General features: G+C 66.5%; 39 protein-coding genes and 1 pseudogene. 8 read left to right on the forward strand and 32 right to left on the reverse strand.

Going from position 1 to position 26,050, the window contains the following annotated elements:
• The first annotated feature begins 11 nt into the window (after nucleotides 1–11).
• Nucleotides 12–842, forward strand: a complete 831-nt coding sequence (locus tag A37U_RS0122445; protein ID WP_020498925.1) for a class I SAM-dependent methyltransferase — start codon at nucleotides 12–14, stop codon at nucleotides 840–842.
• 14 nt (nucleotides 843–856) lie between these two features.
• Here A37U_RS0122445 and A37U_RS0122450 read toward each other — a convergent pair whose 3' ends face one another.
• The 3 genes from A37U_RS0122450 to A37U_RS0122460 all read right to left on the reverse strand — a co-directional run bounded on the left by A37U_RS0122450 (nucleotide 857) and on the right by A37U_RS0122460 (nucleotide 2,966).
• Entirely contained in the window at nucleotides 857–1,816 is a 960-nt protein-coding gene (locus tag A37U_RS0122450; protein WP_020498926.1) for a pirin family protein, read from the reverse strand.
• 150 nt (nucleotides 1,817–1,966) lie between these two features.
• Nucleotides 1,967–2,206: a hypothetical protein gene (locus A37U_RS0122455; RefSeq protein WP_020498927.1), complete on the reverse strand. Its 240-nt coding sequence runs from the start codon at nucleotides 2,204–2,206 to the stop codon at nucleotides 1,967–1,969.
• A gap of 70 nt (nucleotides 2,207–2,276) precedes the next feature.
• On the reverse strand, nucleotides 2,277–2,966 hold the full coding sequence (locus tag A37U_RS0122460) for a FadR/GntR family transcriptional regulator (RefSeq protein WP_020498928.1): 690 nt from the start codon (nucleotides 2,964–2,966) through the stop codon (nucleotides 2,277–2,279).
• 92 nt (nucleotides 2,967–3,058) lie between these two features.
• On the opposite strand from A37U_RS0122460, the gene A37U_RS0122465 reads away from it, so the two are divergent.
• On the forward strand, nucleotides 3,059–3,544 hold the full coding sequence (locus A37U_RS0122465) for a gluconokinase (RefSeq protein ID WP_020498929.1): 486 nt from the start codon (nucleotides 3,059–3,061) through the stop codon (nucleotides 3,542–3,544).
• The gene (locus A37U_RS0122470) at nucleotides 3,541–4,959 is read left to right on the forward strand and encodes a GntT/GntP/DsdX family permease (protein WP_020498930.1); all 1,419 of its coding nucleotides are present in this window, start codon (nucleotides 3,541–3,543) and stop codon (nucleotides 4,957–4,959) included. The genes A37U_RS0122465 and A37U_RS0122470 overlap by 4 nt, the downstream gene beginning before the upstream one ends.
• Here the strand turns inward: A37U_RS0122470 and lgt are convergent.
• Complete coding sequence (gene lgt, locus A37U_RS0122475; protein ID WP_020498931.1) at nucleotides 4,928–5,821, reverse strand: prolipoprotein diacylglyceryl transferase; 894 nt, start codon at nucleotides 5,819–5,821, stop codon at nucleotides 4,928–4,930. The two genes, A37U_RS0122470 and lgt, sit on opposite strands and share 32 nt — an antisense overlap.
• A 72-nt stretch (nucleotides 5,822–5,893) precedes the next feature.
• Between lgt and A37U_RS0122480 the strand changes: the two genes are divergently transcribed.
• The 3 genes from A37U_RS0122480 to A37U_RS51800 all read left to right on the forward strand — a co-directional run bounded on the left by A37U_RS0122480 (nucleotide 5,894) and on the right by A37U_RS51800 (nucleotide 6,750).
• Nucleotides 5,894–6,388, forward strand: a complete 495-nt coding sequence (locus A37U_RS0122480) for an MFS transporter (protein ID WP_157182977.1) — start codon at nucleotides 5,894–5,896, stop codon at nucleotides 6,386–6,388.
• A gap of 63 nt (nucleotides 6,389–6,451) precedes the next feature.
• Complete coding sequence (locus A37U_RS0122485) at nucleotides 6,452–6,634, forward strand: hypothetical protein (protein WP_157182978.1); 183 nt, start codon at nucleotides 6,452–6,454, stop codon at nucleotides 6,632–6,634.
• A complete protein-coding gene (locus A37U_RS51800) occupies nucleotides 6,613–6,750 on the forward strand; it encodes a hypothetical protein (RefSeq protein ID WP_157182979.1) in 138 nt (45 codons plus the stop codon). Before A37U_RS0122485 ends, A37U_RS51800 begins: the two co-directional genes overlap by 22 nt.
• 179 nt (nucleotides 6,751–6,929) lie before the next feature.
• Here the strand turns inward: A37U_RS51800 and rplO are convergent, their stop codons facing one another.
• The 25 genes from rplO to rpsL all read right to left on the reverse strand — a co-directional run bounded on the left by rplO (nucleotide 6,930) and on the right by rpsL (nucleotide 21,219).
• On the reverse strand, nucleotides 6,930–7,370 hold the full coding sequence (gene rplO / locus A37U_RS0122495; RefSeq protein WP_020498934.1) for a 50S ribosomal protein L15: 441 nt from the start codon (nucleotides 7,368–7,370) through the stop codon (nucleotides 6,930–6,932).
• Nucleotides 7,367–7,552: a 50S ribosomal protein L30 gene (rpmD, locus tag A37U_RS0122500; protein ID WP_026197503.1), complete on the reverse strand. Its 186-nt coding sequence runs from the start codon at nucleotides 7,550–7,552 to the stop codon at nucleotides 7,367–7,369. Before rpmD ends, rplO begins: the two co-directional genes overlap by 4 nt.
• A gap of 1 nt (nucleotide 7,553) precedes the next feature.
• Entirely contained in the window at nucleotides 7,554–8,171 is a 618-nt protein-coding gene (rpsE, locus tag A37U_RS0122505) for a 30S ribosomal protein S5 (protein WP_020498936.1), read from the reverse strand.
• Nucleotides 8,172–8,202: 31 nt separating this feature from the next.
• A complete protein-coding gene (rplR, locus tag A37U_RS0122510) occupies nucleotides 8,203–8,604 on the reverse strand; it encodes a 50S ribosomal protein L18 (RefSeq protein WP_040588472.1) in 402 nt (133 codons plus the stop codon).
• Between the two features lie 2 nt (nucleotides 8,605–8,606).
• Nucleotides 8,607–9,143, reverse strand: a complete 537-nt coding sequence (gene rplF / locus A37U_RS0122515; RefSeq protein ID WP_020498938.1) for a 50S ribosomal protein L6 — start codon at nucleotides 9,141–9,143, stop codon at nucleotides 8,607–8,609.
• Nucleotides 9,144–9,162: 19 nt separating this feature from the next.
• Nucleotides 9,163–9,561: a 30S ribosomal protein S8 gene (rpsH, locus tag A37U_RS0122520; RefSeq protein ID WP_020498939.1), complete on the reverse strand. Its 399-nt coding sequence runs from the start codon at nucleotides 9,559–9,561 to the stop codon at nucleotides 9,163–9,165.
• 83 nt (nucleotides 9,562–9,644) lie between these two features.
• A complete protein-coding gene (locus tag A37U_RS0122525; protein ID WP_020498940.1) occupies nucleotides 9,645–9,830 on the reverse strand; it encodes a type Z 30S ribosomal protein S14 in 186 nt (61 codons plus the stop codon).
• A complete protein-coding gene (gene rplE, locus A37U_RS0122530; protein ID WP_020498941.1) occupies nucleotides 9,830–10,393 on the reverse strand; it encodes a 50S ribosomal protein L5 in 564 nt (187 codons plus the stop codon). The genes A37U_RS0122525 and rplE overlap by 1 nt, the downstream gene beginning before the upstream one ends.
• Before the next feature lie 2 nt (nucleotides 10,394–10,395).
• The gene (gene rplX, locus A37U_RS0122535) at nucleotides 10,396–10,710 is read right to left on the reverse strand and encodes a 50S ribosomal protein L24 (RefSeq protein WP_020498942.1); all 315 of its coding nucleotides are present in this window, start codon (nucleotides 10,708–10,710) and stop codon (nucleotides 10,396–10,398) included.
• 80 nt (nucleotides 10,711–10,790) lie between these two features.
• Entirely contained in the window at nucleotides 10,791–11,159 is a 369-nt protein-coding gene (gene rplN, locus A37U_RS0122540; RefSeq protein ID WP_020498943.1) for a 50S ribosomal protein L14, read from the reverse strand.
• A 173-nt stretch (nucleotides 11,160–11,332) separates the two neighbouring features.
• Nucleotides 11,333–11,614: a 30S ribosomal protein S17 gene (rpsQ, locus tag A37U_RS0122545; protein ID WP_020498944.1), complete on the reverse strand. Its 282-nt coding sequence runs from the start codon at nucleotides 11,612–11,614 to the stop codon at nucleotides 11,333–11,335.
• Nucleotides 11,611–11,847 (reverse strand): 50S ribosomal protein L29, encoded by a 237-nt coding sequence (gene rpmC / locus A37U_RS0122550; RefSeq protein WP_020498945.1) that lies wholly within the window; start codon nucleotides 11,845–11,847, stop codon nucleotides 11,611–11,613. The genes rpsQ and rpmC overlap by 4 nt, the downstream gene beginning before the upstream one ends.
• Nucleotides 11,847–12,266: a 50S ribosomal protein L16 gene (gene rplP / locus A37U_RS0122555; protein ID WP_020498946.1), complete on the reverse strand. Its 420-nt coding sequence runs from the start codon at nucleotides 12,264–12,266 to the stop codon at nucleotides 11,847–11,849. The genes rpmC and rplP overlap by 1 nt, the downstream gene beginning before the upstream one ends.
• A 5-nt stretch (nucleotides 12,267–12,271) precedes the next feature.
• Nucleotides 12,272–13,102: a 30S ribosomal protein S3 gene (gene rpsC, locus A37U_RS0122560; protein WP_020498947.1), complete on the reverse strand. Its 831-nt coding sequence runs from the start codon at nucleotides 13,100–13,102 to the stop codon at nucleotides 12,272–12,274.
• Nucleotides 13,102–13,500, reverse strand: coding sequence for a 50S ribosomal protein L22 (gene rplV, locus A37U_RS0122565; RefSeq protein WP_051111710.1), 399 nt, complete (start codon nucleotides 13,498–13,500; stop codon nucleotides 13,102–13,104). Before rplV ends, rpsC begins: the two co-directional genes overlap by 1 nt.
• Before the next feature lie 34 nt (nucleotides 13,501–13,534).
• The gene (gene rpsS / locus A37U_RS0122570) at nucleotides 13,535–13,816 is read right to left on the reverse strand and encodes a 30S ribosomal protein S19 (RefSeq protein WP_026197506.1); all 282 of its coding nucleotides are present in this window, start codon (nucleotides 13,814–13,816) and stop codon (nucleotides 13,535–13,537) included.
• Between the two features lie 17 nt (nucleotides 13,817–13,833).
• Complete coding sequence (gene rplB / locus A37U_RS0122575; RefSeq protein ID WP_020498950.1) at nucleotides 13,834–14,667, reverse strand: 50S ribosomal protein L2; 834 nt, start codon at nucleotides 14,665–14,667, stop codon at nucleotides 13,834–13,836.
• Between the two features lie 26 nt (nucleotides 14,668–14,693).
• Nucleotides 14,694–14,993, reverse strand: coding sequence for a 50S ribosomal protein L23 (gene rplW / locus A37U_RS0122580; protein ID WP_020498951.1), 300 nt, complete (start codon nucleotides 14,991–14,993; stop codon nucleotides 14,694–14,696).
• Nucleotides 14,990–15,622 carry a 50S ribosomal protein L4 gene (gene rplD, locus A37U_RS44715; RefSeq protein ID WP_040588475.1) on the reverse strand — a complete coding sequence of 211 codons (633 nt, stop codon included), beginning with the start codon at nucleotides 15,620–15,622 and terminating at the stop codon, nucleotides 14,990–14,992. The genes rplW and rplD overlap by 4 nt, the downstream gene beginning before the upstream one ends.
• On the reverse strand, nucleotides 15,619–16,275 hold the full coding sequence (rplC, locus tag A37U_RS0122590) for a 50S ribosomal protein L3 (RefSeq protein ID WP_026197507.1): 657 nt from the start codon (nucleotides 16,273–16,275) through the stop codon (nucleotides 15,619–15,621). Before rplC ends, rplD begins: the two co-directional genes overlap by 4 nt.
• A gap of 37 nt (nucleotides 16,276–16,312) precedes the next feature.
• Nucleotides 16,313–16,618, reverse strand: a complete 306-nt coding sequence (gene rpsJ / locus A37U_RS0122595; RefSeq protein WP_009948626.1) for a 30S ribosomal protein S10 — start codon at nucleotides 16,616–16,618, stop codon at nucleotides 16,313–16,315.
• Between the two features lie 281 nt (nucleotides 16,619–16,899).
• On the reverse strand, nucleotides 16,900–18,093 hold the full coding sequence (tuf, locus tag A37U_RS0122600; RefSeq protein WP_020498954.1) for an elongation factor Tu: 1,194 nt from the start codon (nucleotides 18,091–18,093) through the stop codon (nucleotides 16,900–16,902).
• 142 nt (nucleotides 18,094–18,235) lie between these two features.
• A complete protein-coding gene (gene fusA / locus A37U_RS0122605) occupies nucleotides 18,236–20,335 on the reverse strand; it encodes an elongation factor G (RefSeq protein WP_020498955.1) in 2,100 nt (699 codons plus the stop codon).
• Nucleotides 20,336–20,372: 37 nt separating this feature from the next.
• Nucleotides 20,373–20,843 (reverse strand): 30S ribosomal protein S7, encoded by a 471-nt coding sequence (rpsG, locus tag A37U_RS0122610; RefSeq protein ID WP_020498956.1) that lies wholly within the window; start codon nucleotides 20,841–20,843, stop codon nucleotides 20,373–20,375.
• A gap of 1 nt (nucleotide 20,844) precedes the next feature.
• Nucleotides 20,845–21,219, reverse strand: a complete 375-nt coding sequence (gene rpsL / locus A37U_RS0122615; RefSeq protein ID WP_015805295.1) for a 30S ribosomal protein S12 — start codon at nucleotides 21,217–21,219, stop codon at nucleotides 20,845–20,847.
• Nucleotides 21,220–21,574: 355 nt separating this feature from the next.
• Here rpsL and A37U_RS0122620 point away from each other — a divergent pair, with 355 nt between their 5' ends.
• Nucleotides 21,575–22,450 (forward strand): SDR family oxidoreductase, encoded by an 876-nt coding sequence (locus tag A37U_RS0122620; protein ID WP_020498957.1) that lies wholly within the window; start codon nucleotides 21,575–21,577, stop codon nucleotides 22,448–22,450.
• A gap of 107 nt (nucleotides 22,451–22,557) precedes the next feature.
• On the opposite strand, the gene A37U_RS0122625 is transcribed toward A37U_RS0122620, so the two are convergent.
• Nucleotides 22,558–23,928, reverse strand: coding sequence for a sensor histidine kinase (locus A37U_RS0122625; RefSeq protein ID WP_020498958.1), 1,371 nt, complete (start codon nucleotides 23,926–23,928; stop codon nucleotides 22,558–22,560).
• A 6-nt stretch (nucleotides 23,929–23,934) separates the two neighbouring features.
• Complete coding sequence (locus A37U_RS0122630; RefSeq protein ID WP_240437643.1) at nucleotides 23,935–24,660, reverse strand: response regulator transcription factor; 726 nt, start codon at nucleotides 24,658–24,660, stop codon at nucleotides 23,935–23,937.
• 206 nt (nucleotides 24,661–24,866) lie between these two features.
• Between A37U_RS0122630 and A37U_RS0122635 the strand changes: the two genes are divergently transcribed.
• The gene (locus tag A37U_RS0122635) at nucleotides 24,867–25,766 is read left to right on the forward strand and encodes an isocitrate lyase/PEP mutase family protein (RefSeq protein WP_020498960.1); all 900 of its coding nucleotides are present in this window, start codon (nucleotides 24,867–24,869) and stop codon (nucleotides 25,764–25,766) included.
• A 16-nt stretch (nucleotides 25,767–25,782) separates the two neighbouring features.
• Here A37U_RS0122635 and A37U_RS0122640 read toward each other — a convergent pair.
• Nucleotides 25,783–26,050, reverse strand: a pseudogene (locus A37U_RS0122640) (IS982 family transposase); the annotation flags it as partial.

Below are 26,050 nucleotides of genomic sequence, written 5' to 3' on the forward strand. Positions count from 1 at the left end.
TCGTCGACCGCATGACAGAAGACATCGACTGGGCCGCCATCGCCGACGTACTCGAATCGCAGGCCGAAGCCTACGCACCCGCCATCACGCAGGCGCTCGCGGAACTCGGCGAACCCGCCCCGCGCACCATTCTGGACATCGGCTCCGGACCGGGAGTGGTGTCCGGCCAGCTCGCGACCGCGTTCCCCGATGCCGAGGTGACCGCCGTGGACGGCACTCCGGAACTGCTCGAGCGCGCCGAAAACCGCGCGAAGCGGCAGGGTTTCCCGCTGCGCACCACGGTGGCGCAGTTCCCGGACGGGCTCGCCGAACTCGAACCTGCCGATCTGGTGTGGTCCGGACAGGTCGTGCACCACGTCGGCGACCAGCAGGACGCGCTGCACCGGCTCGCCGCGCTGATCAATCCGGGCGGGGCACTCGCCATCGTGGAGGGTGGCCTGCCGATCCGTTGGCTGCCACGCGATTTCGGCATCGGAGCCCCGGGATTGCCGGAACGCATGGACGTCATCCGCACCGAGCGGTTCAACGCCATGCGCGCCGAACTGCCCGGTTCACGTGCGGTCCTCGAGGACTGGCCGGCCATGCTGCGCGCGACCGGGCTCATCGAAGCGCGCAGCAAGACCTTCCTCATCGAGCACCCCGCCCCGCTCGCCGATGGCCCGCGCAGGACGGTGCGCGCCATCCTCGAACGGGAACGCAACGGCCTCGACGAGGACCTGACCGCCGAGGACCGCGCCACCCTTGACCGGCTGCTCGATCCGGACGAGGAGCTCGGCATCGACCGGCGTCCGGACCTGTTCCTGCTCACCGCCAAAACGGTGCACTTCGCGCGCCGGCCGTGAATCAGGCACGGTGATCAGGTGTGCGGCAGGGTTTCCGCGGGCACCACACCGAACCGGCCCGCCTGGTAATCCTCCAGCGCGGCCAGCACCTCGGCCCGGGTGTTCATCACGAACGGCCCGTAGTGCACCACAGGCTCCCGGATCGGCAGTCCGCCGAGCAGCAACACCTCCAGCTCGGGTTCCGCACTCGGCTGACCGGTGCCCGCGGCCACCCGGACCGCTTCGCCGGCACCGAGCACGGCCAGCTGCCCCTTGTGGATGGGCCGCTGCTCCGCGCCGACCGTGCCATTGCCCGCGAGCACGTACACCAGCGCGTTGAAGTCCGCGCGCCACGGCAGATCGAGCTGGGCGCCCGGGCTGACGGTGGCGTGCGCGAGGGTGATCGGACTGTAGGTGGTGCCCGGTCCCTCGTGTCCGCCGATCTCCCCGGCGATCACCCGCACCAGCGCCCCGCCGTCGGCCGAGGAAAGCAGCCGTGCTTTCGAAGCGCGGATGTCCTGATAGCGCGGGCTCGCCAGCTTGTGCTCCCGCGGCAGGTTCACCCACAGCTGGATGCCGTGGAACAGTCCACCGGATGTCACCAGCCACTCCGGTGGCTTCTCGATGTGCAGGATCCCGCCGCCCGCGGTCATCCACTGGGTGTCGCCATTGGTGATCTCGCCACCGCCGCCGTTCGAATCGGCGTGCTCGAACACCCCGTCGATCATGTAGGTCACCGTCTCGAAACCACGGTGCGGGTGCCACGGCGTCCCCTTCGGCTCGCCGGGCGCGTACTCCACCTCGCCCATCTGGTCCATGTGCACGAACGGATCGAGCTCGCGCTGGGACACCCCGGCGAAGGCGCGGCGGACCGGAAAGCCCTCGCCCTCATAGCCGGTCGGCGCCGTGGTCACCGAGCGCACCGCTCGGGGCCGCACGGTCTCGTCCACCGTGATGCGCGGCAGGGTCAACGTATCCGCGGTTACCGCTGGCATGGCGTCCTCCTCAAAAGTAGTTGAGCTATCAACTACCTAACACGAGGAGTTTACCCGGCATTCCCACCGCCGAGACCCGGCACGTTCCACGCACACCACGGGGGCGAACCACCCGGCCCGCCCCATGCCCGTTCGCCCGCTGCCCCCTGCTCACTGCCCCTGCTCGCTGCCCCCCTGCTCGCCGCGCTCGTCCTCGGCGTCCTGCCGAACCTGCCCGGCCCCGCCCGAGCAGCGCGGTGCACCCGCAGGAGATCGCCCGCAGGGCACACCCGCCTGCGCGAGCGCCGATACGCAGCACGCCATCGGCATCCCCTTCGCCGAGACCACCACCCGGATCGCGGCCACCGTGCTCGCCGTGATCATGGCCGGTGCCCTGATCAGCACCATCATTCCCGCCCAGGTGCACGCCCACCCCGCCTGGACACGCTGCTCCGGCGCAACCGGCGCTGAACGGGGAAACTCAGTCCGTCGCGGAGACCTCGTCGCGGGCCTGGACCACGATTCCGCGCATGGCGTTCTCGGCGCACGCGGCATCGCCCGTATCGATGGCGTCGGCGACCTCGAGGTGCATGGCGATCGCGTCGGGATGCGGTTCCTCGGGCATCAGCCCGTGCTCGGTGCGCCCGGTGAGCACTTCCGCGATCACTTCGGAGAGCTGGGCGAACATGGGATTGCGCGCGGCGGCGAGGATGCGGCTGTGGAAGGCGATGTCGTGTTCGAGGAAGGCGGTCAGATCCCGGGCCTTGGCGGAGACCTGCAACCGGGTGGCGAGTGCCCGAATGTCCCCGCGGTCCTCGGTCCCGGAGCGCAGTGCGGCCAGCCGCGCGGCGCTCGGTTCGATCGCGGCGCGCAGTTCCATGAGGTTGCCGAGGATCCCGTCCCGGCCTGCCCCGTCGAGTTGCCAGCGGATGACCCGCGGGTCGTAGTGGTTCCACTCGGCGGTCTTCCGCACGGTCACCCCGACCCGGCGCTTGCTCGTGGTCAGCCGCATCGCTTCGAGGGCACGGACCACTTCGCGTGCTACGGTCCGGGACACCTCATAGCGATCCTGGAGTTCCTCGACCCTGAGCACGAATCCGGGAGCGAACTCCCCGCGCACGATCGCCGCCCCCAACTCGTCGAGCACTTTCGCATACCGGTCGCCAGCCACCGGCCCAGCCTAAACCGAAGGCATAAATCATACTTGTTTTATATTAAGTAGTACCTTTACCCTGTTCGGATGACAAGGAGGTCGCGGCTGCGATGACGGTGCTCGTGGTAATGGGCGTGTCCGGTTCGGGCAAGACGACGGTCGCGACGCTGCTCGCCGAGCGGCTCGGGGTGCCCTATGCGGAGGCGGACTCGTTCCATTCGGCGGCGAACATCCGCAAGATGACCGAGGGCACGCCGTTGACCGATGCCGACCGCGCACCCTGGCTACGCTCGATCGCCGACTGGATCACCGAACACGAGCCGGGCGGCGGGGTGGTCACCTCCTCGGCACTCAAACGCCGCTACCGGGATGTGCTGCGCACCGGCGGATCCGTGCGTTTCCTGCACCTGGACGGTCCACGGGAGATCATCGCGGACCGGATGCGCCACCGCAGCGGTCACTTCATGCCACCCGAACTGCTCGATTCCCAGCTCGCCGATCTCGAACCGCTCGATGCGGACGAGCAGGGCCTGGTCACCGATGTCCGGTGGCCTCCGGAGGACATCGTCGACCTCGCGATGCAGGAGCTCTTATGACCGTGCTCGCCCAAGGCTGGACCGGAACCGACACCCGGTTGATCATCGCGCTGCTGGCCGCCATCGCACTGGTGGTGGTGCTGATCAGCGTGCTGAAACTGCACGCGGTGCTCGCGCTGATCGTGAGCTCGCTGCTGCTCGGCCTCGGCGCGGGAATGCCGGTCGGCAAGGTCGTGGAAAGCTTCTCCACCGGCGTCGGGGACACCGTGGCCTCGGTCGGGGTGCTGATCGCGCTCGGGGCGATGCTCGGCAAACTGCTCGCCGATTCCGGTGGGGCGAACCAAATCGTGGACACGATGCTGGTCCGCGCCAAGGGCGGCAGGCTGCCCTGGGCACTCGCCCTCGTCGCCGCGCTCATCGGGCTGCCGATGTTCTTCGAGATCGGCCTCATCCTGATGATCCCGATCGTGCAGTTGATCGCGGCGCGCACCAAACGACCCGTCGTCGGGCTGGCCATTCCCGCACTCGCCGGGCTCTCGGTGCTGCACGGGCTCATCCCGCCGCATCCCGGACCGCTCGCCGCCGCCGGGGCACTGCACGCCAATCTCGGCATCGTCCTCGGTATCGGGCTGCTCGTCGCCATTCCGACCGTGATCATCGCGGGACCGCTGTTCGCCAAGCTCGCCGTGCGCCTCGTCCCGGAGACCACGGCCCCCGCACCACTCGCCCAGTCCTCCGAAACCGCGCAATCCTCCGAAACGGGACAGTCGTCCGAAACGGGACAGTCCCCCGAAACGGCACAGCGCAGGCCGAACTTCGCCGCCACGATCGCCACGGTGCTGCTCCCGGTCGTGCTCATGCTGGCCAAGGCGATCGGGGACATCCTCATCTCCGATCACACCCCGCTCGGCCAGGTGCTCGACTTCATCGGCGAACCGATCATCGCGCTGCTCGCCGCGGTACTGCTGGGTCTGGTCACGCTCGGGCGGGCGGCCGGATTCACCCGGGACCGGCTCTCGGTGATACTCGGGAACTCACTCGGCCCGATCGCCGGGATCCTGCTCATCGTCGGTGTCGGCGGCGGGTTCAAGCAGACCCTCGTCGATGCGGGCATCAGCGATTCGATCGCCCGGTTCGCGGCGGGCGCGGGTATTCCGAGCCTGTTGCTCGGCTGGCTCGTCGCGGTCGCGATCCGGCTCGCCACCGGATCGGCGACCGTGGCGACCGTGTCCGCGGCCGGGATCGTGGCCCCGCTCGCCGCGGGGATGAACCCGGCGCACACGGCCTTGCTCGTGCTCGCCGTCGGCACCGGATCGCTGTTCTTCTCGCACCTCAACGATCCCGGTTTCTGGATGGTCAAGGAGTACTTCGGGCTGAGTACCGGTCAGACGATCAAGACCTGGTCGATCATGGAGACGGTGATCTCCGTGGTGGCCCTGCTGCTCATTCTTCCGCTCGGTGCGCTTCTTCCTTGACCTCGTTCCCGGGTTCACTCTCGGATTCGGATTCGGATTCGGATTCGGATTCGGATTCGGATTCGGGTTCGGGTTCCGGGCGCTTGCGCAGCTGCGCGATGAGGAACCACACCAACCCGGCGAGCGCGAGGGCCGCGGCCACGAAGAAGTTCAGCCGTAGGCCGAGGAAGTACTGCGAATAGTCCACCCGCAGGGATTCCTCGAAGATCCGGAACCCGGAGTAGCCGAACACGTAGAGCGCGAACAACCCCGGCGCGCGCACCTTGCCGGTCCGCCCGAGCAGGATCAGCACGACGGCGAGCAGCACGTCGAAGACCATCTCGTAGAGGAAGGTCGGGTGGAACGTGGTGAACTGTTCGAAACCCGGCGGCCGGAACTCGGGATCCACGTGCACCGCCCAGGGCAGCGAGCTCGGCCCGCCGAACAGTTCCTGGTTGAAGTAATTGCCGATCCGCCCGATGGCCTGCGCGACGAGCAGTCCCGGCGCCACCGCGTCCATGAAAGCGGACACCGACTTGCCGCGACGGCGGATCCGCCAGGCACCGACCACCGCGGCGAGCGCGATCCCGCCCCAGATACCGAGCCCGCCGTCCCACACCGCGAACGGACCCCACCAGTGCGGCGGCATCTGTGAGGGCGTGGTGATGTCGAAATAGATGCGGCCACCGATGATCCCGGCGGGTACCCCCCAGATCGCGATCTCCTCGACCAGTTCCGGGTCACCGCCCTTGGCGCGCCAGCGGCGCCGGGTGAGCCAGATCGCGAGGGCGATCCCGACCACGTACATCAGCCCGTAGAACCGGATGTTCAGCGGGCCCAGATCGAAGCCGTTGATCGGTGGACTGGGAATGGCGGTAAGCACGGCGCGAGCATAACCGCGCGCGCTGGTCGCGGCGGGTTCCCCCTGGGTTCACGGGCACCTAGGGTGCGGCCGATGAGGATGCGCGCCATCGCCGTCGTGCTGTCACTGCTCATCGTGATCACGAACTATCTGGACCGCGGCACGCTCGGTATCGCCGATACCGGGGTCGCGGGCGAACTCGGCGCGAGCGCGTCCACGATGGGACTGCTGCTCTCGGTGTTTTTCTGGGCCTATGCCTTCGCGCAGCTGCCCGCGGGCGCGATGCTCGGGGTCGGTGAGGCGCCCACCTTCCCGGCGAACGCGAAGGTCATCGCCGCCCTGTACCCCGCGGAACGCCGGGGCACCCTGATCGGTCTGCTCAATGCTGCCTCCTCAATGCTGCCTCCTCGATCGGCCCCGCGCTCGGGGTGCTGCTGGCAATCGTGCGGGTGGCCTGTTACCGGGAGCGGGCCGCCGAAGCGCGTGCGGTGTCGTGCCGGGAATAGGCGCGGCTACCGCGGTTCCGCACCGCCTGGGGCATGGTCCTCGGTTTCACCGGGGTGGCTTGTTCGGTGTACCTGTAGCTGACCTGGTTGCCCGCCTTTCCGGAGCGCCGCGGGTGATCGACTCGTGCGGCGCGGGATGGCGAACATGACCGCGCGGAGAATCCCGCTCATTCTGGGGCTGATCCTGGGTGGCGCGGCGACCGTTCCCGCGGCGCTCACCCCGAGCACCGGGCTCGCGCTCGGCTGCATCTGCCTCGCCCGGTTCTTCGTGAACGCCGCGAGTTCGGGCGGCTGGACACTGCCGGCGTGGCCACCAGTGAGCGGATGACCGCCGCACTGGGCAGCCCGCAGAACTTCGGCGGCGCGAACGCCGCACTGACGACCGGGATCCTGGTCGAGACCACCGGTTCTTCACGATCGCCCTGCTCGCGGCGAGCGTGGTAGCCACCCTCGCCGCCTTCAGCTACGCCTTCCTGGTGCGCGCTTCAGTCCCCGCGAATCAGCCTTTCGCCACCCACGCAACCGGCGCCACCCACACCGCCAAGCAAACCAGCCGCAAACCAGCCAGAAGACACGAAAAAACCGGTCATCGCGTGGATGACCGGTCCTTTCGGTGCCTGCGGTTACAGCTTGGTCGCGCTGCCGCCGGCCGCGGTGAGTTTCTCCTGCGCGGACGCGGAGAACGCGTCGGCGGTGATGTCGAGCTTCACCGAGAGCTCGCCATTACCCAGCACCTTGACGAGGCTGTTCTTGCGCACGAGGCCCGCGGCGACGAGTTCCCTGACGCCCACGGCGCCACCCTCGGGGAACGCCTTCTCGATGTCGGAGACGTTCACCGGCTGGAATTCGACGCGGTTGCGGTTCTTGAAGCCACGCAGCTTCGGCAGCCGCATGTGCAGGGGCATCTGACCACCTTCGAAGGTGGCAGGCACGTTCTTGCGTGCCTTGGTCCCCTTGGTACCGCGCCCCGCGGTCTTGCCCTTCGAGCCTTCACCCCGGCCGACCCGCTGACGGTCCTGGTTCGAACCGGGAGCCGGACGGAGGTGGTGAATCTTGATGGTCATGCGTCCACCTCTTCGACCGTGACGAGGTGCCGCACGGTGTGCACCATGCCGCGCACCTCCTTGGTGTCCTCGCGCACCACGGACTGGCGGATCTTCCGCAGCCCGAGGGTGCGCAGCGTGTCGCGATGGTTCGGCTTGGTGCCGATGCTGCTGCGCACCTGCGTCACCTTGAGAGCAGCCATGTCACGCCCCCTGTCCGGCGCGCGCACGCAGCATCGCCGCGGGCGCGACGTCCTCGAGCGGGAGGCCACGGCGAGCCGCGACCTCTTCCGGACGCTGCAGGTCCTTCAACGCCGCGACGGTCGCCCGCACGATGTTGATCGGGTTGTCCGAACCGAGCGACTTGGAGAGCACGTCGTGCACCCCGGCGCACTCCAGCACCGCACGCACCGGGCCACCGGCGATGACACCGGTACCCGCGGAGGCCGGGCGAAGCAGCACGACACCGGCCGCGTCCTCGCCCTGCACCAGGTGCGGAATGGTCGCGCCGATACGGGGAACACGGAAGAAGTTCTTCTTCGCGTCCTCGACGCCCTTGGCGATGGCGGCCGGAACTTCCTTTGCCTTGCCATAGCCGACGCCGACCTGGCCGTCGCCGTCACCGACGACGACGAGCGCGGTGAAGGCGAACCGACGACCACCCTGGACGACCTTGGCCACCCGATTGATGGTCACGACCTTTTCCAGATGCGGGGTCTTTTCCTGGGCCGCCCCGCCACGGCCACCGTCGCGACGGTCTCCGCGACCGCGGCGCTCGCCGCGCTCCGGTGAGCCGCCGTCCTGCCGTGCACGTCCCGGCATCAGGCTTCCCTTCCTGTCAGTTTTTCCTTCATCAGAACTCCAGCCCGCCTTCGCGGGCGGCGTCCGCGAGTGCCGCGATCCTGCCGTGGTACTCGTAGCCACCCCGGTCGAACACCACCGTGGTGACGCCCGCCGCCTTGGCCCGCTCGGCGATCAGTTCGCCGACCTTGGCCGCACGCGCCTTCTTGTCACCCTCGGCCCCGCGCAGTGCGGATTCGATGGTGCTGGCCGCGGCGAGGGTGTGGCCCGCCTCGTCGTCGATGAGCTGCACGGCCATGTGCCGCGAGGAGCGGTTGACCACGAGACGTGGCCGCTCGGCCGTGCCGCTGATCTTCTTGCGCAGCCGGAAATGCCGCCGGTTGCGCGAGACCCGCCGACGGGTGGAGATGTCCTTGCCGATCGGCTTGCGCTTGGTCGCAGTGGTTTCAGCCATGATCACTTACCTGTCTTTCCGACCTTGCGGCGGACGCGCTCACCCTCGAAGCGAACGCCCTTGCCCTTGTACGGGTCCGGCTTACGCAGCCTGCGGATGTTCGATGCGATCTGGCCGACGGCTTGCTTGTCGATGCCGGAAACGGAGAACCTGGTCGGGTTCTCCACGTTGAACGTGATCCCCTCGGGCGCCTTCACGACGACCGGGTGCGAGTACCCCAGCGAGAACTCCAGGTCCTGGCCCTTGAGCTGCACGCGGTAACCGACACCGTGGATCTCCATGCGCTTGGTGTAACCCTCGGTGACCCCGATGACCAGGTTGTTCACCAGGGTGCGGGACAGCCCGTGCAGTGCACGCGAGTCCCGCTCGTCGTCCGGCCGGGACACGGTCAGCGCGCCGTCCGACTGGTCGACGGTGATCGGGCTGGCGACGGTGTGCGCCAGCGAACCCTTGGGGCCCTTCACCGACACTTCCTGGCCGTCGATCTTCACCTCTACGCCAGAGGGGATAGTGATCGGGAGCTTTCCGATACGCGACATGTCGAGTTCCCCTCCTTCCTCACCAAACGTAGGCGAGGACTTCTCCGCCCACGCCTTCCTTCTTGGCCTGCTTGTCGGTCATCAGCCCACCCGAGGTGGAGATGATCGCGACGCCGAGTCCACCGAGGACCCTCGGCAGGGTGGTCGACTTGGCGTACACCCGAAGACCCGGCTTCGAGACCCTGCGCAGGCCCGCGATGCTGCGTTCCCGCGTCGGGCCGTACTTGAGCTTCACCACGAGGTTGCGGTGCTTGTCGCCCTCTTCGTCGTGGTAGCTCGCGATGTAGCCCTCGCGGCGCAGGATCTCCGCCACGTTGGACTTCAGCTTCGAGTGCGGCATCACGACCTCGTCGTGGAATGCCGAGTTGGCGTTACGCAGACGCGTGAGCATGTCTGCGATCGGATCGGTCATGGTCATAGTGACCGTCGCACCTTTCTCACCGGGGTTCCGCGCTGCGCTCCGGGTCTCCGGATGGCAGCGGGCCTACGGTGAAGTTGGATTTACCAGCTGGATTTGTGCACGCCCGGCAGTTCACCGGCGTGCGCCATCTCGCGGAAGCACACGCGGCAGAGGCCGAATTTGCGGTAGACCGAGCGCGGACGCCCGCACCGCTGGCACCGGGTGTAGCCCCGGACCTTGAACTTCGGCTTCTGAGCTGCCTTGTGGATCAGCGCTTTCTTAGCCATCACTGCTCCTTGAAGGGGAAGCCCAGCGCACGCAGCAAGGCGCGGCCTTCCTCGTCGTTGGTCGCCGTCGTGACAACGGTGATGTCCATACCGCGTTGGCGGTCGATCGTGTCCGGGTCGATCTCGTGGAACATCGACTGCTCGGAGAGCCCGAACGTGTAGTTGCCGTTGCCGTCGAACTGCTTCCCGGAAAGGCCGCGGAAGTCGCGGATACGCGGAAGCGCGATGGTCAGCAGGCGGTCGAGGAACTCCCACATCCGGTCGCCGCGAAGCGTCGCGCGGGCGCCGATCGGCATCCCCTCACGCAGCTTGAACTGCGCGATGGACTTGCGGGCCCTGCGCACCTCGGGCTTCTGACCGGTGATGGTGGCGAGATCGCGGACCGCGCCCTCGATGAGCTTGCTGTCCCGCGCCGCGTCACCGACACCCATGTTCACGACGACCTTGACGATGCCCGGAATCTGCATCGGGTTGTCGTAGTGGAACTGGTCCTTCAGCGACGGGATGATCTCGTCGCGGTAGGTGGCCTTGAGCCGGGGCAAGGTCTTCTCAGCAGTGGTCATGCTCAGATGTCCTTCCCATTGGTGCGGGCAATGCGGACCTTCTTGCCGTCCTCGTCGAAGCGGTAACCGACGCGGGTCGGCTTCCCTTCCGAGTCGACGACCATCACGTTGGAGACGTGGATCGCGGCCTCCTGGGTGATGATCCCGCCGGACTGCGCGCCCCGCTGGCCCTGGGTGATCCGGGTGTGCTTCTTGATCCGGTTCACGCCCTCCACGAGGACCCGATTCCGGTCCGGGTAGGCCTGGATGACCTTGCCCTTCGCGCCCTTGTCCTTACCCGAGACCACCAGCACGGTGTCGCCCTTTTTGATCTTCATCAGCTGCGCACCTCCGTCACCTGCGAGGTGGTCACCTTGAAGTACATGGTGTCGCGCCCTGCTTTCTGGATCTTCATGGCTTACAACACCTCCGGGGCGAGCGAGATGATGCGCATGAACCGCTTGTCGCGCAGTTCGCGCCCGACGGGCCCGAAGATGCGGGTCCCGCGCGGTTCCTTGTCGTTACGGATGAGGACGGCCGCGTTCTCATCGAAGCGGATGTACGAGCCGTCCGGACGACGCTTCTCCTTGACCGTGCGCACGATGACGGCCTTGACGACGTCACCCTTCTTCACGTTCGCGCCCGGGATCGCGTCCTTCACGGTGGCGACGATGATGTCGCCGATGCCCGCGTAGCGCCTACCGGAGCCGCCGAGCACACGAATGGTGAGAATCTCCTTCGCACCCGTGTTGTCGGCGACCCGCAGCCGCGACTCCTGCTGAATCACTGCTTATCTCCTGACCATTCTTGGCCTGACAGATTTCCGACCTGAAAGGCTCGGTCTTTCCCTAGTCTCGGCGTTCCAGGTGGATGACCGGCAAATTCGCGGCCTCCGTGGCGTACATGGGTTTGGTACGCGAGGAGGCTGAACACAGCCGACCGCCACCTGGGGCGTCGAAGTTACTTGGCCTTCTCCAGGATGTTGACCAGCCGCCAGCGCTTCGTCTTCGACAGCGGACGGGTCTCCATCAGCAGGACCCGGTCGCCGACGCCGGCCGTCTCCTGCTCGTCGTGTGCCTTGACCTTCGTCGTGGACCGGACGACCTTGCCGTAAAGCGGGTGCTTCTTGCGGTCTTCCAGTTCGACGACGATGGTCTTCTGCATCTTGTCCGAGACCACGTAGCCCTCCCGCGTCTTGCGGTAGTTACGCGTGGCCTCCTCGGTCTTCGTCTGCTCGCTCATGCGGCGCCCTCACCTTCGCCAGGGGTAATCGAGAGGCCGAGCTCCCGCTCACGCATCACGGTGTAGATGCGGGCGATGTCCTTGCGGACGATGCGCAGCCTGCGGTTGTTCTCGAGCTGACCGGTCGCCATCTGGAACCGGAGATTGAACAGCTCGGCCTTGGCCTCGCGAAGACGAAGCACCAGCTCTTCCGCGTTGAGCTCACGCAGTTCGGCCGCGGTAGTCGCTGCCACTAGAACTCACCACCTTCGCGACTCACGATGCGGCACTTCATCGGCAGCTTGTGCATGGCGCGACGAAGGGCCTCTTTGGCTTGTGCCTCATTCGGGAACGTCATCTCGAACATCACGCGGCCCGGTTTGACGTTGGCCACCCAGTGCTCCGGCGAACCCTTACCGGAACCCATCCGGACCTCGGCGGGCTTCTTGGTCAGCGGACGGTCCGGGAAGATGTTGATCCACACCTTGCCGCCACGCTTGACGTGCCTGTTGATCGCGATACGCGCGGACTCGATCTGCCGGTTGGTGACGTAAGCGTGCTCGAGAGCCTGGATGCCGTAGTCACCGAAGCTGATCCGGGTGCCGCCCTTGGACATGCCACCGCGGTGCGGCCGGTGCTGCTTGCGGTGCTTAACCTTCCGTGGAATCAGCATGCTGCTTACGCCTCCGTGCTTTCGCTAGCCTGCGCGGGCGCCTCGCTCGCAGTGGCCTCGGCGGCAGCGGCCCTGCCGGCCTCGGTGGAGGTCGCCGTGGTCCCGGAGGCACCGGAACGACGGCCGCGACGCTGGTTGTCCCTGCGCTCACCGCCACGCGGACGGGCAGCGGCCTCGGCGTTCTCCTTCTCCCGCTTGGCCGCCAGCCCACCGATGAGCTCACCCTTGTACAGCCACACCTTCACGCCGATCCGGCCGAAGGTGGTGCGCGCCTCGAAGAAGCCGTAGTCGATGTCCGCACGCAGGGTGTGCAGCGGAACCTGCCCCTCGCGGTAGGACTCCGAGCGGGACATCTCCGCGCCGCCGAGACGGCCGCTGCACTGCACCTTGATGCCCTTGATCTGCGAGGAACGCATCGAGGACTGCATCGCCTTGCGCATCGCGCGACGGAAGTTCACCCGGTTGGAGAGCTGCTCCGCGACGCTCTGCGCGACCAGCTGAGCCTCCGACTCGGGGTTCTTGACCTCGAGGATGTTCAGCTGGACCTGCTTGCCGGTCAGCTTCTCGAGCTGACTGCGCAGCCGGTCGGCCTCCGCGCCGCGGCGGCCGATCACGATGCCCGGGCGGGCGGTGTGGATGTCGATACGGACCCGCTCGCGGGTGCGCTCGATCTCGACCTTGGCGATCCCGGCCCGCTCCATGCCCTTGGAGAGCATGCGGCGGATCTTCACGTCCTCGCCCACGTATTCCGCGTACTGCTTGTCCGCGTACCACCGCGACTTCCAGTCGGTGGCGATACCCAGCCGGAAGCCGTGCGGGTTGATCTTCTGACCCATCAGCGGGTCCTTCCCTTCTTGCTTTCGGCCTTCTTGCGGGACTCAACCTCGATCGTGATGTGGCTGGTCCGCTTGCGGATCCGGTACGCACGCCCCTGGGCGCGGGGACGGAACCGCTTCAACGTCGGGCCTTCGTCCACGTACGCCGTGCAGATCCACAGCGTCTCCGGGTCGAGGTCGAGGTTGTTCTCGGCATTGGCCATCGCACTGGCGAGCACCTTCGCTACCGGACCGCTGGCGGCCTGCGGCGCGAACTGGAGCACGCTCAGGGCTTCATTGGCGTTGCGACCCTTGATGAGCTCGACGACGCGGCGCGCCTTCATCGGCGCGGTGCGCACGTAGCGAGCCCGCGCAACGGCGCGTGGTGCTTCCTCCACGCTTGCTGCGGCTTTCGCCATCGCTTTAGAACCCTTCTCCTGTTCGAATCCGCGCCTAGCGGCGGCGCGATTTCCTGTCGTCCTTGACGTGGCCCTTGAAGGTCCGCGTCGGTGCGAACTCGCCGAGCTTGTGCCCGACCATCGCTTCGGTGACGAACACCGGAACATGCTTACGACCGTCGTGCACCGCAAAGGTGTGACCGAGCATGTCCGGGATGATCGTGGAGCGACGGCTCCACGTCTTGATCACCGACTTGTCGTTGCCGTCGTTCGCCTTGTCCACCTTCTTGAGCAGGTGGTCGTCCACGAACGGACCTTTTTTCAGACTCCGTGGCATTAGTGGCTACCTCCTACTCAGCGCTTCTTGCCGGTGCGGCGACGGCGGACGATCATCCGGTCGGATTCCTTGCGGCGGCGGGTGCGGCCTTCGGGCTTACCGTTCGGGTTGACCGGGTGGCGGCCACCGGAGGTGCGGCCCTCACCACCACCGTGCGGGTGGTCGACCGGGTTCATCACGACACCGCGGACGTGCGGGCGCTTGCCCTTCCAGCGGTTCCGGCCTGCCTTACCCCAGTTGATGTTCGCCTGCTCGGCGTTGCCCACCTCGCCGACGGTGGCGCGGCAGCGCACGTCGACGTTGCGGATCTCGCCGGAAGGCATGCGCAGCTGGGCATACGGGCCGTCCTTGGCGACCAGCTGCACGCTGGCCCCCGCGGAACGGGCGATCTTCGCACCGCCACCGGGGCGGAGCTCGATCGCGTGCACCGTGGTACCCACCGGGATGTTGCGCAGCGGCAGGTTGTTGCCCGGCTTGATGTCCGCGCGGGGCCCCTGCTCGATCTTGTCGCCCTGCTTGAGCAGCCGGGGCGCGATGATGTAGCGCTTGTCCCCGTCGGCGTAGTGCAGCAGCGCGATCCGCGCGGTGCGGTTCGGGTCGTACTCGATGTGCGCGACCTTGGCCGGCACACCGTCCTTGTCGTGGCGGCGGAAGTCGATCACGCGGTAGGCGCGCTTGTGCCCGCCGCCCTTGTGCCGGGCGGTGACCTTACCGCTCGAGTTACGCCCACCGGTCTTGCTCAGCGGACGGACAAGCGACTTCTCCGGCTGTGTGCGGGTGATCTCGGCGAAGTCGGCGACGCTCGAGCCACGGCGGCCCGGGGTCGTCGGCTTGTGCTTGCGAATAGCCATGTCTGGAAATCCTTACGCGGCAGTCGTTATGCGGCACTGCCGCCGAACAGATCGATGGACTTGCTGTCTTCGGAAAGCGTCACGATGGCCCGCTTCGTGTCCTTGCGCTTGCCGTAACCGCTGCGGGTGCGCTTGCGCTTGCCCTGCCGGTTGAGCGTGTTCACGTTGATGACCTTGACGTCGAAGACCTTCTCGACCGCGATCTTGATCTCGGTCTTGTTCGCCTCGGGCGCGACGACGAACGTGTACTGCTTCTGGTCGAGCAGCCCGTAGGACTTCTCCGAAATCACCGGCTTGAGCAGCACGTCACGTGGATCGGGGATCACTGCTGCGCCTCCTTGCCTTCGAGCGCGTCGAACGCCGCCTTGGTGAACACCACGTCGTCGTTGACGAGCACGTCGTAGGTGTTGAGCTGGTCGACGGTGAGCACGTGCACGTCGGGCAGGTTGCGCACCGAGAGCGCGTTCAGCGCGTCGTCGTTGGTGAGCACGACGAGCTTGCGCCTGCTCGAGGTCAGCGCCTCGAGCGCAGTGCGCGCGGTCTTGGTCGAGGGCTTCTCGCCGTCGACGAGCCCGGTGATCACGTGCACCTGACCGTTGCGTGCGCGGTCCGAGAGGGCGCCACGCAGCGCGGCGGCCTTCATCTTCTTCGGGGTCCGCTGGCTGTAGTCGCGCGGCGTGGGACCGTGCACGGTGCCACCGCCGGTGAACTGCGGGGCGCGCTCGGAACCCTGACGCGCGCGGCCGGTGCCCTTCTGGCGGTACGGCTTCTTGCCGCCGCCGCGCACCTCGCCGCGGGTCTTCGTGTCGTGCGTACCCTGGCGGGCCGCCGCGAGCTGCGCGGTGACCACCTGGTGCATCAGCGGGATGTTCGCCTGCTGGTCGAAGATCTCGCCCGGCAGCTCGACGCTGCCTTCGGTCGCACCGTTCGGGGTTTTCACGTCAACGCTTGTCATGCCTTCGCACCACCCTTCGCGGCGTCACGAACGAGCACCAGCCCGCCCTTCGGTCCTGGAATGGCGCCCTTGATGAGCAGCAGGCCGTTCTCGGCGTCGACCTTGTGCACGGTCAGGCCGAGGGTGGTGACCTTGTTGTTGCCCATGCGGCCGGCCATCCGGGTTCCTTTGAAGACGCGGCCCGGGGTGGCGCAACCGCCGATGGAGCCCGGCTTGCGGTGCACGGCCTGGGTACCGTGGCTCATCCCCTGGCGGCTGAAACCGTGCCGCTTGATGGTGCCCGCGTAGCCCTTACCGCGACTGGTGCCGGTCACATCCACCGTGGCGCCGTCGCCGAACAGCTCGGCGGTCAGCTCCTGGCCGACGCTGTACTCCTCGGCGTCGGTGGTGCGAACCTCGACCAGGTAACGGCGCGGGGTGCTGCCGGCCTTCGCGAAGTGGCCGGTCTCCGGCTTGTTCACCTTGCGCGGGTCGATGGCACCGGTGGCCAGCTGGACCGCGGTGTAGCCGTCCGTCTCGTTGGTCCGCACCTGGGTGACGACGTTCGTCTCGGTGCGCACGACGGTGACCGGGACGACCCGGTTCTGCTCGTCGAAGACCTGAGTCATCCCCAGCTTCGTGCCGAGGAGTCCTTTGGTTTGCCTGTCAGACATGTTCTCTAGCTCTCTCGATCCTTGTCCGGCCCGCCGGTTACTGGATGTTGACGTCGACGGAGGCCGGGAGGTCGATACGCATGAGCGCGTCGACCGTCTTCGGCGTCGGTTCGAGGATGTCGATCAGTCGCTTGTGCGTGCGCATCTCGAAGTGCTCCCGCGAGTCCTTGTACTTGTGCGGCGAGCGGATGACGCAGTACACGTTCTTTTCGGTCGGCAGCGGCACCGGCCCAACGACCCGAGCACCGGTGCGCGTCACCGTCTCGACGATCTTGCGCGCGGAAGCGTCGATCGCCTCGTGGTCGTAGGCTTTGAGCCGGATGCGGATTTTCTGTCCCGCCATGGTGGCAGCTCATCCCTCTGTGTCGATGGTCGGACCCCGCTAGCGAGTCCTCCGTGTCTGCTGCATTGACCGGAACACGCGGTCGGGCGTGTCGCCTGGGTCGCACACAGCGATGCCACTGAATCTTTCGCTGGGCTGGTTCGCTTTCACTCGCGCAGGGGCGGCCGGAACTTGATCCTGTTTCGGACCGTTTCCGGCCGCCCCGCTACGAGCAACCCGTCAAGTGTGACACACCGGATCCGGCGAACTTTCACCGGGGTGCCATTAGACGGCTATTGATGCTATTTGATCACCTTGGTGACCTGGCCGGCACCAACGGTGCGGCCACCTTCGCGGATCGCGAAGCGCAGACCTTCGTCCATGGCGACCGGCTGGATCAGCTGCACGCTGATGTCCGTGTTGTCGCCCGGCATGACCATCTCGGTGCCCTCGGGGAGGGTCACGACGCCGGTCACGTCCGTGGTGCGGAAGTAGAACTGCGGACGGTAGTTGTTGAAGAACGGCGTGTGCCGGCCACCCTCGTCCTTGGAGAGGATGTAGGCCGAGCCCTCGAACTCCGTGTGCGGGGTGGTGGTGCCCGGCTTCACGACGACCTGGCCGCGCTCCACGTCCTCACGCTTGATACCGCGCAGGAGCAGGCCGACGTTGTCGCCCGCCTCACCGTAGTCGAGGATCTTGCGGAACATCTCGATGCCGGTGACGGTGGTCTTGGTCGACTTGTCGCGGATACCCACGATCTCGACCTCTTCGCTGGAGTTGATCTTGCCGCGCTCCACCCGGCCGGTGACGACGGTACCGCGACCGGTGATGGTGAAGACGTCCTCGATCGGCATGAGGAACGGCTTGTCGATCTCGCGCACCGGGTCCGGCACGTTCTCGTCGACGGCTTCCATGAGCTCGGCAACCGAGTTGGCCCACTTCTCGTCGCCCTCGAGCGCCATCAGCGCCGAGACCTTCACGACCGGGGCGTCGTCGCCGGGGAACTCCTGCTCGGAGAGCAGTTCCCGGACCTCCATCTCGACCAGCTCGATGATCTCGTCATCGTCGACCATGTCGGCCTTGTTCAGCGCGACGACGATGTAGGGAACACCGACCTGACGCGCGAGCAGCACGTGCTCACGGGTCTGCGGCATCGGGCCGTCGGTCGCCGCGACCACGAGGATCGCGCCGTCCATCTGAGCGGCACCGGTGATCATGTTCTTGATGTAGTCAGCGTGACCCGGAGCATCGACGTGCGCGTAGTGACGCTTGTCGGTCTGGTACTCGACATGCGAGATGTTGATCGTGATACCGCGCTGCTTCTCTTCCGGCGCGTTGTCGATCTGATCGAATGCCCGCGACTGGTTGAGCTCGGGAAACTTGTCGTGGAGCACCTTGGTGATCGCCGCGGTCAGGGTGGTCTTCCCGTGGTCGACGTGACCAATGGTGCCGATGTTCACGTGCGGCTTGTCCCGCTCGAACTTCGCCTTCGCCACTGGATTGTCCTCCTGGACTTTCTCTTACTTATCTGCTTGCAGGGTCTAAGCGGCCGGTGCTACTCGCCGGTCGCCTTCGCGATACTCATTGCTCGGCTTCGGGTTCGCTGCGCGCCTCGGTCGCTAGCGCTCCCTCGTGTGCTCACTCACCCGTCGCCTTCGCGATGATTTCCTTCGCCACGTTCACCGGAACTTCGGCGTACGTATCGAACGTCATGGAGTAGTTCGCCCGACCCTGTGTCGTTGACCGCAGGTCGCCGACGTATCCGAACATCTCCGACAACGGCACCGACGCCTTGACGACGCGGGTCCCGCTGCGCTCGTCCATGGACTGGATCTGCCCACGGCGAGAGTTGAGGTCACCGATGACATCGCCCATGTACTCCTCGGGCGTGGTCACTTCGACCGCCATCATCGGCTCGAGAAGCGCCGGCTTGGCCTTCTCCGCCGCTTCCTTGAGCACGGCCTTACCGGCGAGCTTGAACGCCATCTCCGAGGAGTCGACCTCGTGGTAGGCGCCGTCGATCAGGGTGAGCTTGAGCCCGACGAGCGGGAAGCCGGCGAGCACGCCGTACTGCATGGCTTCCTGGGCGCCCTGGTCGACCGAAGGGATGTACTCACGCGGAATACGGCCACCGGTGACCTTGTTGTCGAACTCGTACATCGCGCCGTCTTCGGACTCCAACGGCTCGAGATCGACGATCACGCGGGCGAACTGGCCGGAACCACCGGTCTGCTTCTTGTGCGTGTATTCGTACTTCTCGACCTTCTTGCGAATGGTCTCGCGGTAGGCGACCTCGGGCTTACCGATGTTCGCCTCGACCTTGAAGTCCGTCTTCATCCGGTTGACCAGCACCTCGAGGTGCAGCTCGCCCATGCCGGCGACGATGGTCTGCCCGGTCTCCTCGTCGAGGTTGACCTGGAAGGTCGGGTCCTCGTCGGCGAGCTTCTGGATCGCGATCGAGAGCTTCTCCTGGTCGGACCGGGTTTTCGGCTCGATGGCCACCCGGATGACCGGCTCGGGGAAGGTCATGGACTCCAGCACGATGGGGTTCTGCGGGTCGCAGAGCGTGTCACCGGTGGTGATGTCCTTGAGGCCCTGGACCGCGTAGATGTGGCCCGCCTGCGCCTCTTCGACCGGGTTCTCCTTGTTGGAGTGCATCTGGAAGAGCTTCCCCATGCGCTCCTTGCGGTCCTTGGTCGCGTTGAGCACCTGGGTACCGGGAGTGACCTTGCCGGAGTAGACACGCAGGTAGATCAGCTTGCCGTAGAACGGGTGCGCGGCGATCTTGTACGCCAGCCCGGAGAACGGCTCCTCGATGCTGGCCTTACGGCTGGCCGGGGTCTCCCCGTCCTGCAGGGTGCCTTCCACGGCGGGCACGTCGAGCGGCGAGGGCAGGTAGTCCACCACCGCGTCGAGCATCGGCTGGACGCCCTTGTTCTTGAACGCGGAGCCGCACAGCACCGGGTAGGCGGCGCGCTCGACGGTCAGCTTGCGGACACCGGCCTTGATCTCTTCCTCGGTCAGTTCCTCGCCGCCGAAGTACCGCTCCATCAGGGCGTCGTCGGTCTCCGCGACGGCCTCGACGAGCATCGTGCGGTATTCCTCGGCCTTCTCTTGGAGCTCCGCCGGGATGTCCTCGACCTCGTAGGTCTCGCCCTTCTTGACGTCACCGCGCCAGGTGAGGGCCTTCATCTGAACGAGATCGACGACACCCTGGAAGTCGTTCTCCGAGCCGATCGGCAGCTGGAGCACCAGCGGGGTGGCGTGCAGCCGGTCCTTGATGGTGCTCACGGTGAAGTAGAAGTCCGCACCGAGCTTGTCCATCTTGTTGACGAAGCAGATACGCGGAACCTCGTACTTGTCCGCCTGCCGCCACACCTGCTCGGACTGCGGCTCGACGCCTTCCTTGCCGTCGAAGACGGCGACCGCGCCATCGAGCACCCGCAGAGAGCGCTCCACCTCGGCGGTGAAGTCGACGTGCCCAGGGGTGTCGATGATGTTGACCTGGTAGTCATCCCAGAAGGTCGTGGTAGCAGCCGAGGTGATGGTGATACCCCGCTTCTGCTCCTCTTCCATCCAGTCCATGGTGGCCGCGCCGTCATGGACCTCGCCGAGCTTGTAGTTGATCCCGGTGTAAAACAGGATCCGCTCGGTCGTCGTGGTCTTCCCGGCATCGATGTGCGCCATGATGCCGATATTGCGGACCTTGTTCAGGTCGGTCAGCACGTCACGTGCCACGGAAATTCCCCTGTCTCGAGCGAACTTGGCCGGTGGTTCACCAGCGGTAGTGGGCGAACGCCTTGTTGGATTCGGCCATCTTGTGCGTGTCCTCGCGGCGCTTCACGCTGGCGCCGAGGCCGTTCGAGGCGTCGAGCAGCTCGTTCATCAGCCGGTCGGTCATCGTCTTCTCCCGGCGTGCCTGGGAGTAGGTCACCAGCCAGCGCAGCGCGAGCGTGTTCGCGCGGCCGGGCTTGACCTCGATCGGCACCTGGTAGGTGGCGCCACCGACACGGCGGCTCTTCACCTCGAGGGAAGGCTTCACGTTGTCGAGCGCGCGCTTCAGGGTCACGACCGGGTCGGTACCGGTCTTGTCCTTGGTGCCTTCGAGCGCGTTGTAGACGATCCGCTCGGCCACCGACCGCTTCCCGTCCCGCAGCACCTTGTTGATCAGCTGGGTGACCAACGGCGAGGAGTAGACCGGGTCGGAGACGAGCGGCCGCTTCGGGGCCGGTCCCTTACGGGGCATGTCAGCTCTTCTCCTTCTTCGCTCCGTAGCGGCTGCGCGCCTGCTTGCGGTTCTTCACACCCTGGGTGTCGAGGGAACCGCGGATGATCTTGTAACGCACGCCGGGGAGGTCCTTCACACGACCACCACGCACGAGCACCATCGAGTGCTCCTGCAGGTTGTGCCCCTCACCCGGGATGTACGCGGTGACCTCGATACCGCTGGTCAGCCGCACGCGCGCGACCTTGCGCAGCGCCGAGTTCGGCTTCTTCGGCGTCGTCGTGTACACGCGAGTGCACACCCCACGCCGCTGCGGGCTCCCCTTGAGCGCCGCAGTCTTCTGCTTGGCGACCTTGTCCTGGCGGCCCTTGCGGACAAGCTGCTGGATCGTGGGCATTAACCCGGCTTTCTCTCGTGCTGCGTTGCTTCTGCTCTTCTGTTCCCCGACGCGTGACCACCGAACCCCCAGCCCCCGAGGTCGGGCGTGTCGCCCGCTTCTCGACCGCGTAGCACCGCAAGTCGCTCACTCGAGGCTCTGGTGAGGGGTTCCGCGGTGCGTACGCACGCGGACGACCCGACAATCGCCGGGCACGAGCATCAAAGATACCCGCCCCGTGACAGCCGGTCAAAACGGGGTGGGTCGAACATGCCGAGTTCACTCCCGGACGGCCCGGCTGTCAAGCATCCACACCGGTGTGTGCACACCTCGATCACGCCACAGAACCCCCACACCGAGACAGTATCGTCCAGGTATGAGTCTGTGGCGCAGCAGGGTGCTGGTGACCGGCGCGGCCCGCGGGATCGGGGCGGCGACCGCGCGGGAACTCGACGCCCGCGGCGCCCGGATCGCCCTCCTGGACGCCGACACCGCGGCGCTGCGCGAGCTCGGCGTCGAACTGGGTGAGCGGCACGTGGTCATGCCCGGCGATGTGACCGAGTCCACCGCCGTCCGGCTCGCCGTCGACGCGGCCGCCGAGAAGTGGGGCGGGCTCGACGCGGTCGTGGCCAATGCCGGAATCGCGAGCTGGGGCACCGCGGCCGAGCTCGACCCCGAGGCCTTCGCCCGCACCGTGGAGGTCAACCTCACCGGGGTGTTCCGCACGGTGCATGCGGCGCTGCCGCACATCCTGGAGTCGCGCGGCTATCTGCTGCTGGTGTCCTCGCTCGCCGCGATGCTCCCGGTACCGGCGGGCAGTGCCTATGCGGCGAGCAAGGCGGGCGTCGAGGCGCTGGCCAACAGCATCCGGCTCGAGCTCACCGGACGCGGGGTCGCGGTGGGCAGCGCGCATATGGGGGTCGTGGATACGGACATGGTCACCGAGGCCGCCGCGGCGATGCCGGTGTTCGGTTCCGTCCAGCGGCTGCTGCCCTGGCCACTGAACGGCACCACGAGCCCCGAGGAATGCGCCCGTCATTTCGTCACCGGCATCGACCGGCGCAGCCGCAGGATCTACGTGCCGAGGGCGGGCGCGCTGGCCAATCCACTGCGGCCGCTGCTCGGTTCCGCACTGCTGGACTGGACCGTCACCAATTTCGGCTCCGGCATGCTCGCCGAGGCCGAGACACAGCTGGCCAGGTTCGGCAGCGCGCTGTCCGAACGCATCTCCGGTCTCGGCCAGGACAACTGAACCGGGGCTCGTCCTCAGCGCCAAGGCCGCTCTTGCCACCAAGGCAACCGGCACCGCGGCGGGGTTCCGCCACCCGCACTGCCACGCAAACTGGGCGCAACAATCAGTTACAGCGGGAGGGTGCAGGAGAAGGTGCAGCCCTGCCCCTGCGCACTGGTCACCCACAACTCGCCGCCGTGCGCGGTGACGATCATCCGGCAGATGGCCAGCCCGAGACCGCTGCCACCCATCCGGTGGTATCCCGCGCTCGGCAACCGTTCGGCCCATTCGAAGATCCGCTCGCGTTCCGGTTCGCTCAGCCCGGGCCCCTGATCGGTGACCGAGAGGCCCGCCGTTTCCCCGGTGCTCCAGACCCGGACCCGGATGTCGCCCTCTCCCGCGTATTTCACCGCGTTGTCGAGCAGGTTCGTGATCACCTGGTCGATGCGCTCGCGGTCGGCGAACGCCTCGACCGGTCCCCCTTCCACGGCGATGTCCACGCCGAGCATCAAACCCGGCGCGCGGAACCGTTCGGCGACGTTCCTCGCTTCTTCGGCGAGCTCGATTCTGTTGCGCAGCAACTGGATTCCACCACCCTCGAACCGGGCGAGGGTGAGCAGGTTGTCGATCATCCGGCTCATCCGCAGCGTTTCGCCGAGGCTGCGCTGCACGCCGGAGGCATCGGATCCGGTGAGCTCCGGGGATTCGCGCAGCAGTTCGAGTTCGAACCGGATCATGGTCAGCGGGGTGCGCAACTCGTGCGAGGCGTCCGCGATGAGCCGCTGCTGCCCGGCGAGCCCCTGCCCGATCCGGTCGAGCATCTCGTTCAGCGTTCCGGCGAGGGTGCCGAGTTCATCGGCGCTGCGCGGCACGGTGATCCGCTCATCGAGCCGGTCCATGGTGATGGTGCGGGCACGTTCCACCATGGCGGTGATCGGGCGCAGCGCCGAGCGGGTGAGCAGCCAGATACCGAGCATGGCGAGCACGATCGTGGCCGGGATCCCGACCGCGAGCGCATCGCTGATGTCCGCGACGGCGTGCTCGATCGCGGTCAACGGCGAGCCGATCACCAGGACCGGGGCGCCGGGGCCCGCGCCGCTCGGGCCCGCGACGATCCGGAAGGCGCGCTGCTGCCCCGGCGGTACGAGGCGCAGGCTCTGCATGTCGTTGCGGGCCCGCTCGAAGTTTTCCCTGTCCCCGGCGAGTAACGTGGGAGCGGACCGGATCCCGTGCCTGGCGAGGATCCGGCCGTCACCGCCGAGCAGTTCGGTCGTCGCGTCGTTGGAGCGCACCGCGTCCAGTCCGGCCTCGGCGAGCTCGGCGAACCCCGCCTGGCGCACGCCCTCCCGGACCATCAGCGAGAACGCCGCACGCAATGCCGTGTCGTCGCGCTCACCGAGCTCGGCACCGAGCCAGGCCGGGGCCGCGATCCCCAGCAGGATCAGCGGTATGGCAAAGATCGAGCCGAACCACAGGACGAGGCGTAACCGGATGGGCACCGCGACTCAGGTTTCGATGCCGTAGCCGATTCCACGAACCGTCCGGATCAGATCCGGGCATCCGGCGGCCGTGAGTTTTCGGCGTATATAGCCGACATACACATCGACGACATTCGATTTACCCTGGGCCGCTGATCCCCAGACATGGTGCAGAAGTTTCGCCCGGGATAATGTTTGTCCATTGTGTAACATGAGGTACTCGAGCAACCGGAATTCGCGCGTCGACAACTCGATGTCGGCACCCTGGTAACGCACCCGGTACACATCGGGAACGAGTTCCACTCCGCGCGCGACGATACTCGTCGGACGTTCTTGCGGTTTCCGACGTAATACGGCGCGCAGCCGGGCCATCAATTCGGTGAACGCGAAGGGCTTTATCACGTAGTCATCGGCGCCGCAGTCGAGTCCGCGCGTCCGGTCGCGCACCGAATCCCGTGCCGTGATCATGATGATCGGCAGCCATTTTCCGTTGTCCCGCAAGGTATTACAGACTTCGAACCCGTTCATCCCGGGCAGCATCACATCGAGGAAGGCGGCATCGTAGGCACGTTCGCTCGCCGCGTGTACCGCTGCACTTCCGTCCCGCACGACATCCACGAGATGCCCATCGGATGTCATGCGTTTCCGTATCGCATCGGCGAGCCGCTGCTCGTCCTCGACAACCAGAATCCGCACGTAATGCCCTCCTCCCCATCGAGCATGACAGTGGGATATCCACACCGAATCGTCCATATGGGTCACATTCCTCACTATCGGACACACCTCTGCGTAATCCTGTGAAAGCAGCGTAAATATTCGCGTGGGACACCTATTCATGCGAATCCGATGAGAGCCCGGTGAGAATCGTTCACCGAGTGCCCGCGAATCCGTGCCGGATGCACTTTGTCACTGCTACCAAGGAATCACCGTGTCCACCGGATAGCTAAGGAGATCCCTTGATGTACAACGGAAGACAGTTCCGCGCGGCGATCGGCCGGGCCGGCGTGACCCCGCTCATCGGGGTGTTCGACATGTTCTCGGCCTCGGTCGCCGCCAAACACTACGACGGCCTTTTCGTGTCCGGCTTCGGGTTCGCCGCCTCCTACTACGGCTTACCGGACATCGGCTACATCGCCTGGCCGGACATGGTCAACTTCGTGTCCCGGCTGCGGCTGGCCTTCCCTGAGCACCACCTGCTCGTGGACATCGACGACGGCTACGTGGACCCGGAAGTCGCCTGCCATGTCGTCGAACAGCTCGAAGCCATCGGCGCATCCGGGCTCATCCTCGAGGACCAGAAGCGGCCGCGCCGGTGCGGACACGTCGACGGAAAGCAGATCCTGCCGCTCGAGGAATATCTGGAAAAACTGAACCTGGTGCTGGACACCCGGCGCGACCTGGTCGTCGTCGCCCGCACCGATGCCACGGAGGAGTCCGAGATCCTGCGCCGCGCCGAGGCCCTTGCCGACACCCGCGCCGATGTGGTGCTCGTGGACGAGGTGCGAACCGTCGACTGGATCCGCAAGGTGCGCGCGGTGATCGGCGACAAACCGTTGCTGTTCAACCAGATCGCCGGTGGCAAATCCCCACGGCTCTCGTTGCGCGAACTCGAGGAGCTCGGCGCGGATGTGGCGATCTACTCCACACCGTGCCTGTTCGCCGCCCAGTCTGCCATGGACGAGGCGATCGCCACGCTCAAACGCGATGGGGGAAGGCTTCCGGAAATGGGACCGGATTCCATCGGGGTTCCCCAGGCGCTCGAACTGCTCGAGCAGAACATGAGCCGGTTCCATCCGAAGCGGCGGGCGAACGTCGAGCGCTCCTTCGAGCAGGAAGCGGTCACCGTCTCGGTGAACTAGATGATTGATTCCTTGGTCAGTGGTCGTAGGCGGTCAGTGACCGTTTGTTGATGGCATCAGTGGTCCAGTTGTGCCAGATTCCGGCGGCCATGGCGAGGAGGCGTTGGGCGACGCGGGTGAACACGCCGGTTGGGGTGCGTCCGCTGTGGTGTTCGAGACCGAGTTGACCTTTCAGTGTCTGGTTCACTGATTCGATCCACTGGCGCACCCTGCCGAGGTGGCCGTGGGTGTAGGTCTCGTCGCGGCGGTCTGGTCGTAGCAGCCCAAGCCCCATCGAATCGGTG

Origin of the sequence: Sciscionella marina DSM 45152 (assembly GCF_000379465.1) — a bacterium.
Taxonomy (GTDB): Bacteria; Actinomycetota; Actinomycetes; order Mycobacteriales; family Pseudonocardiaceae; genus Sciscionella; species Sciscionella marina.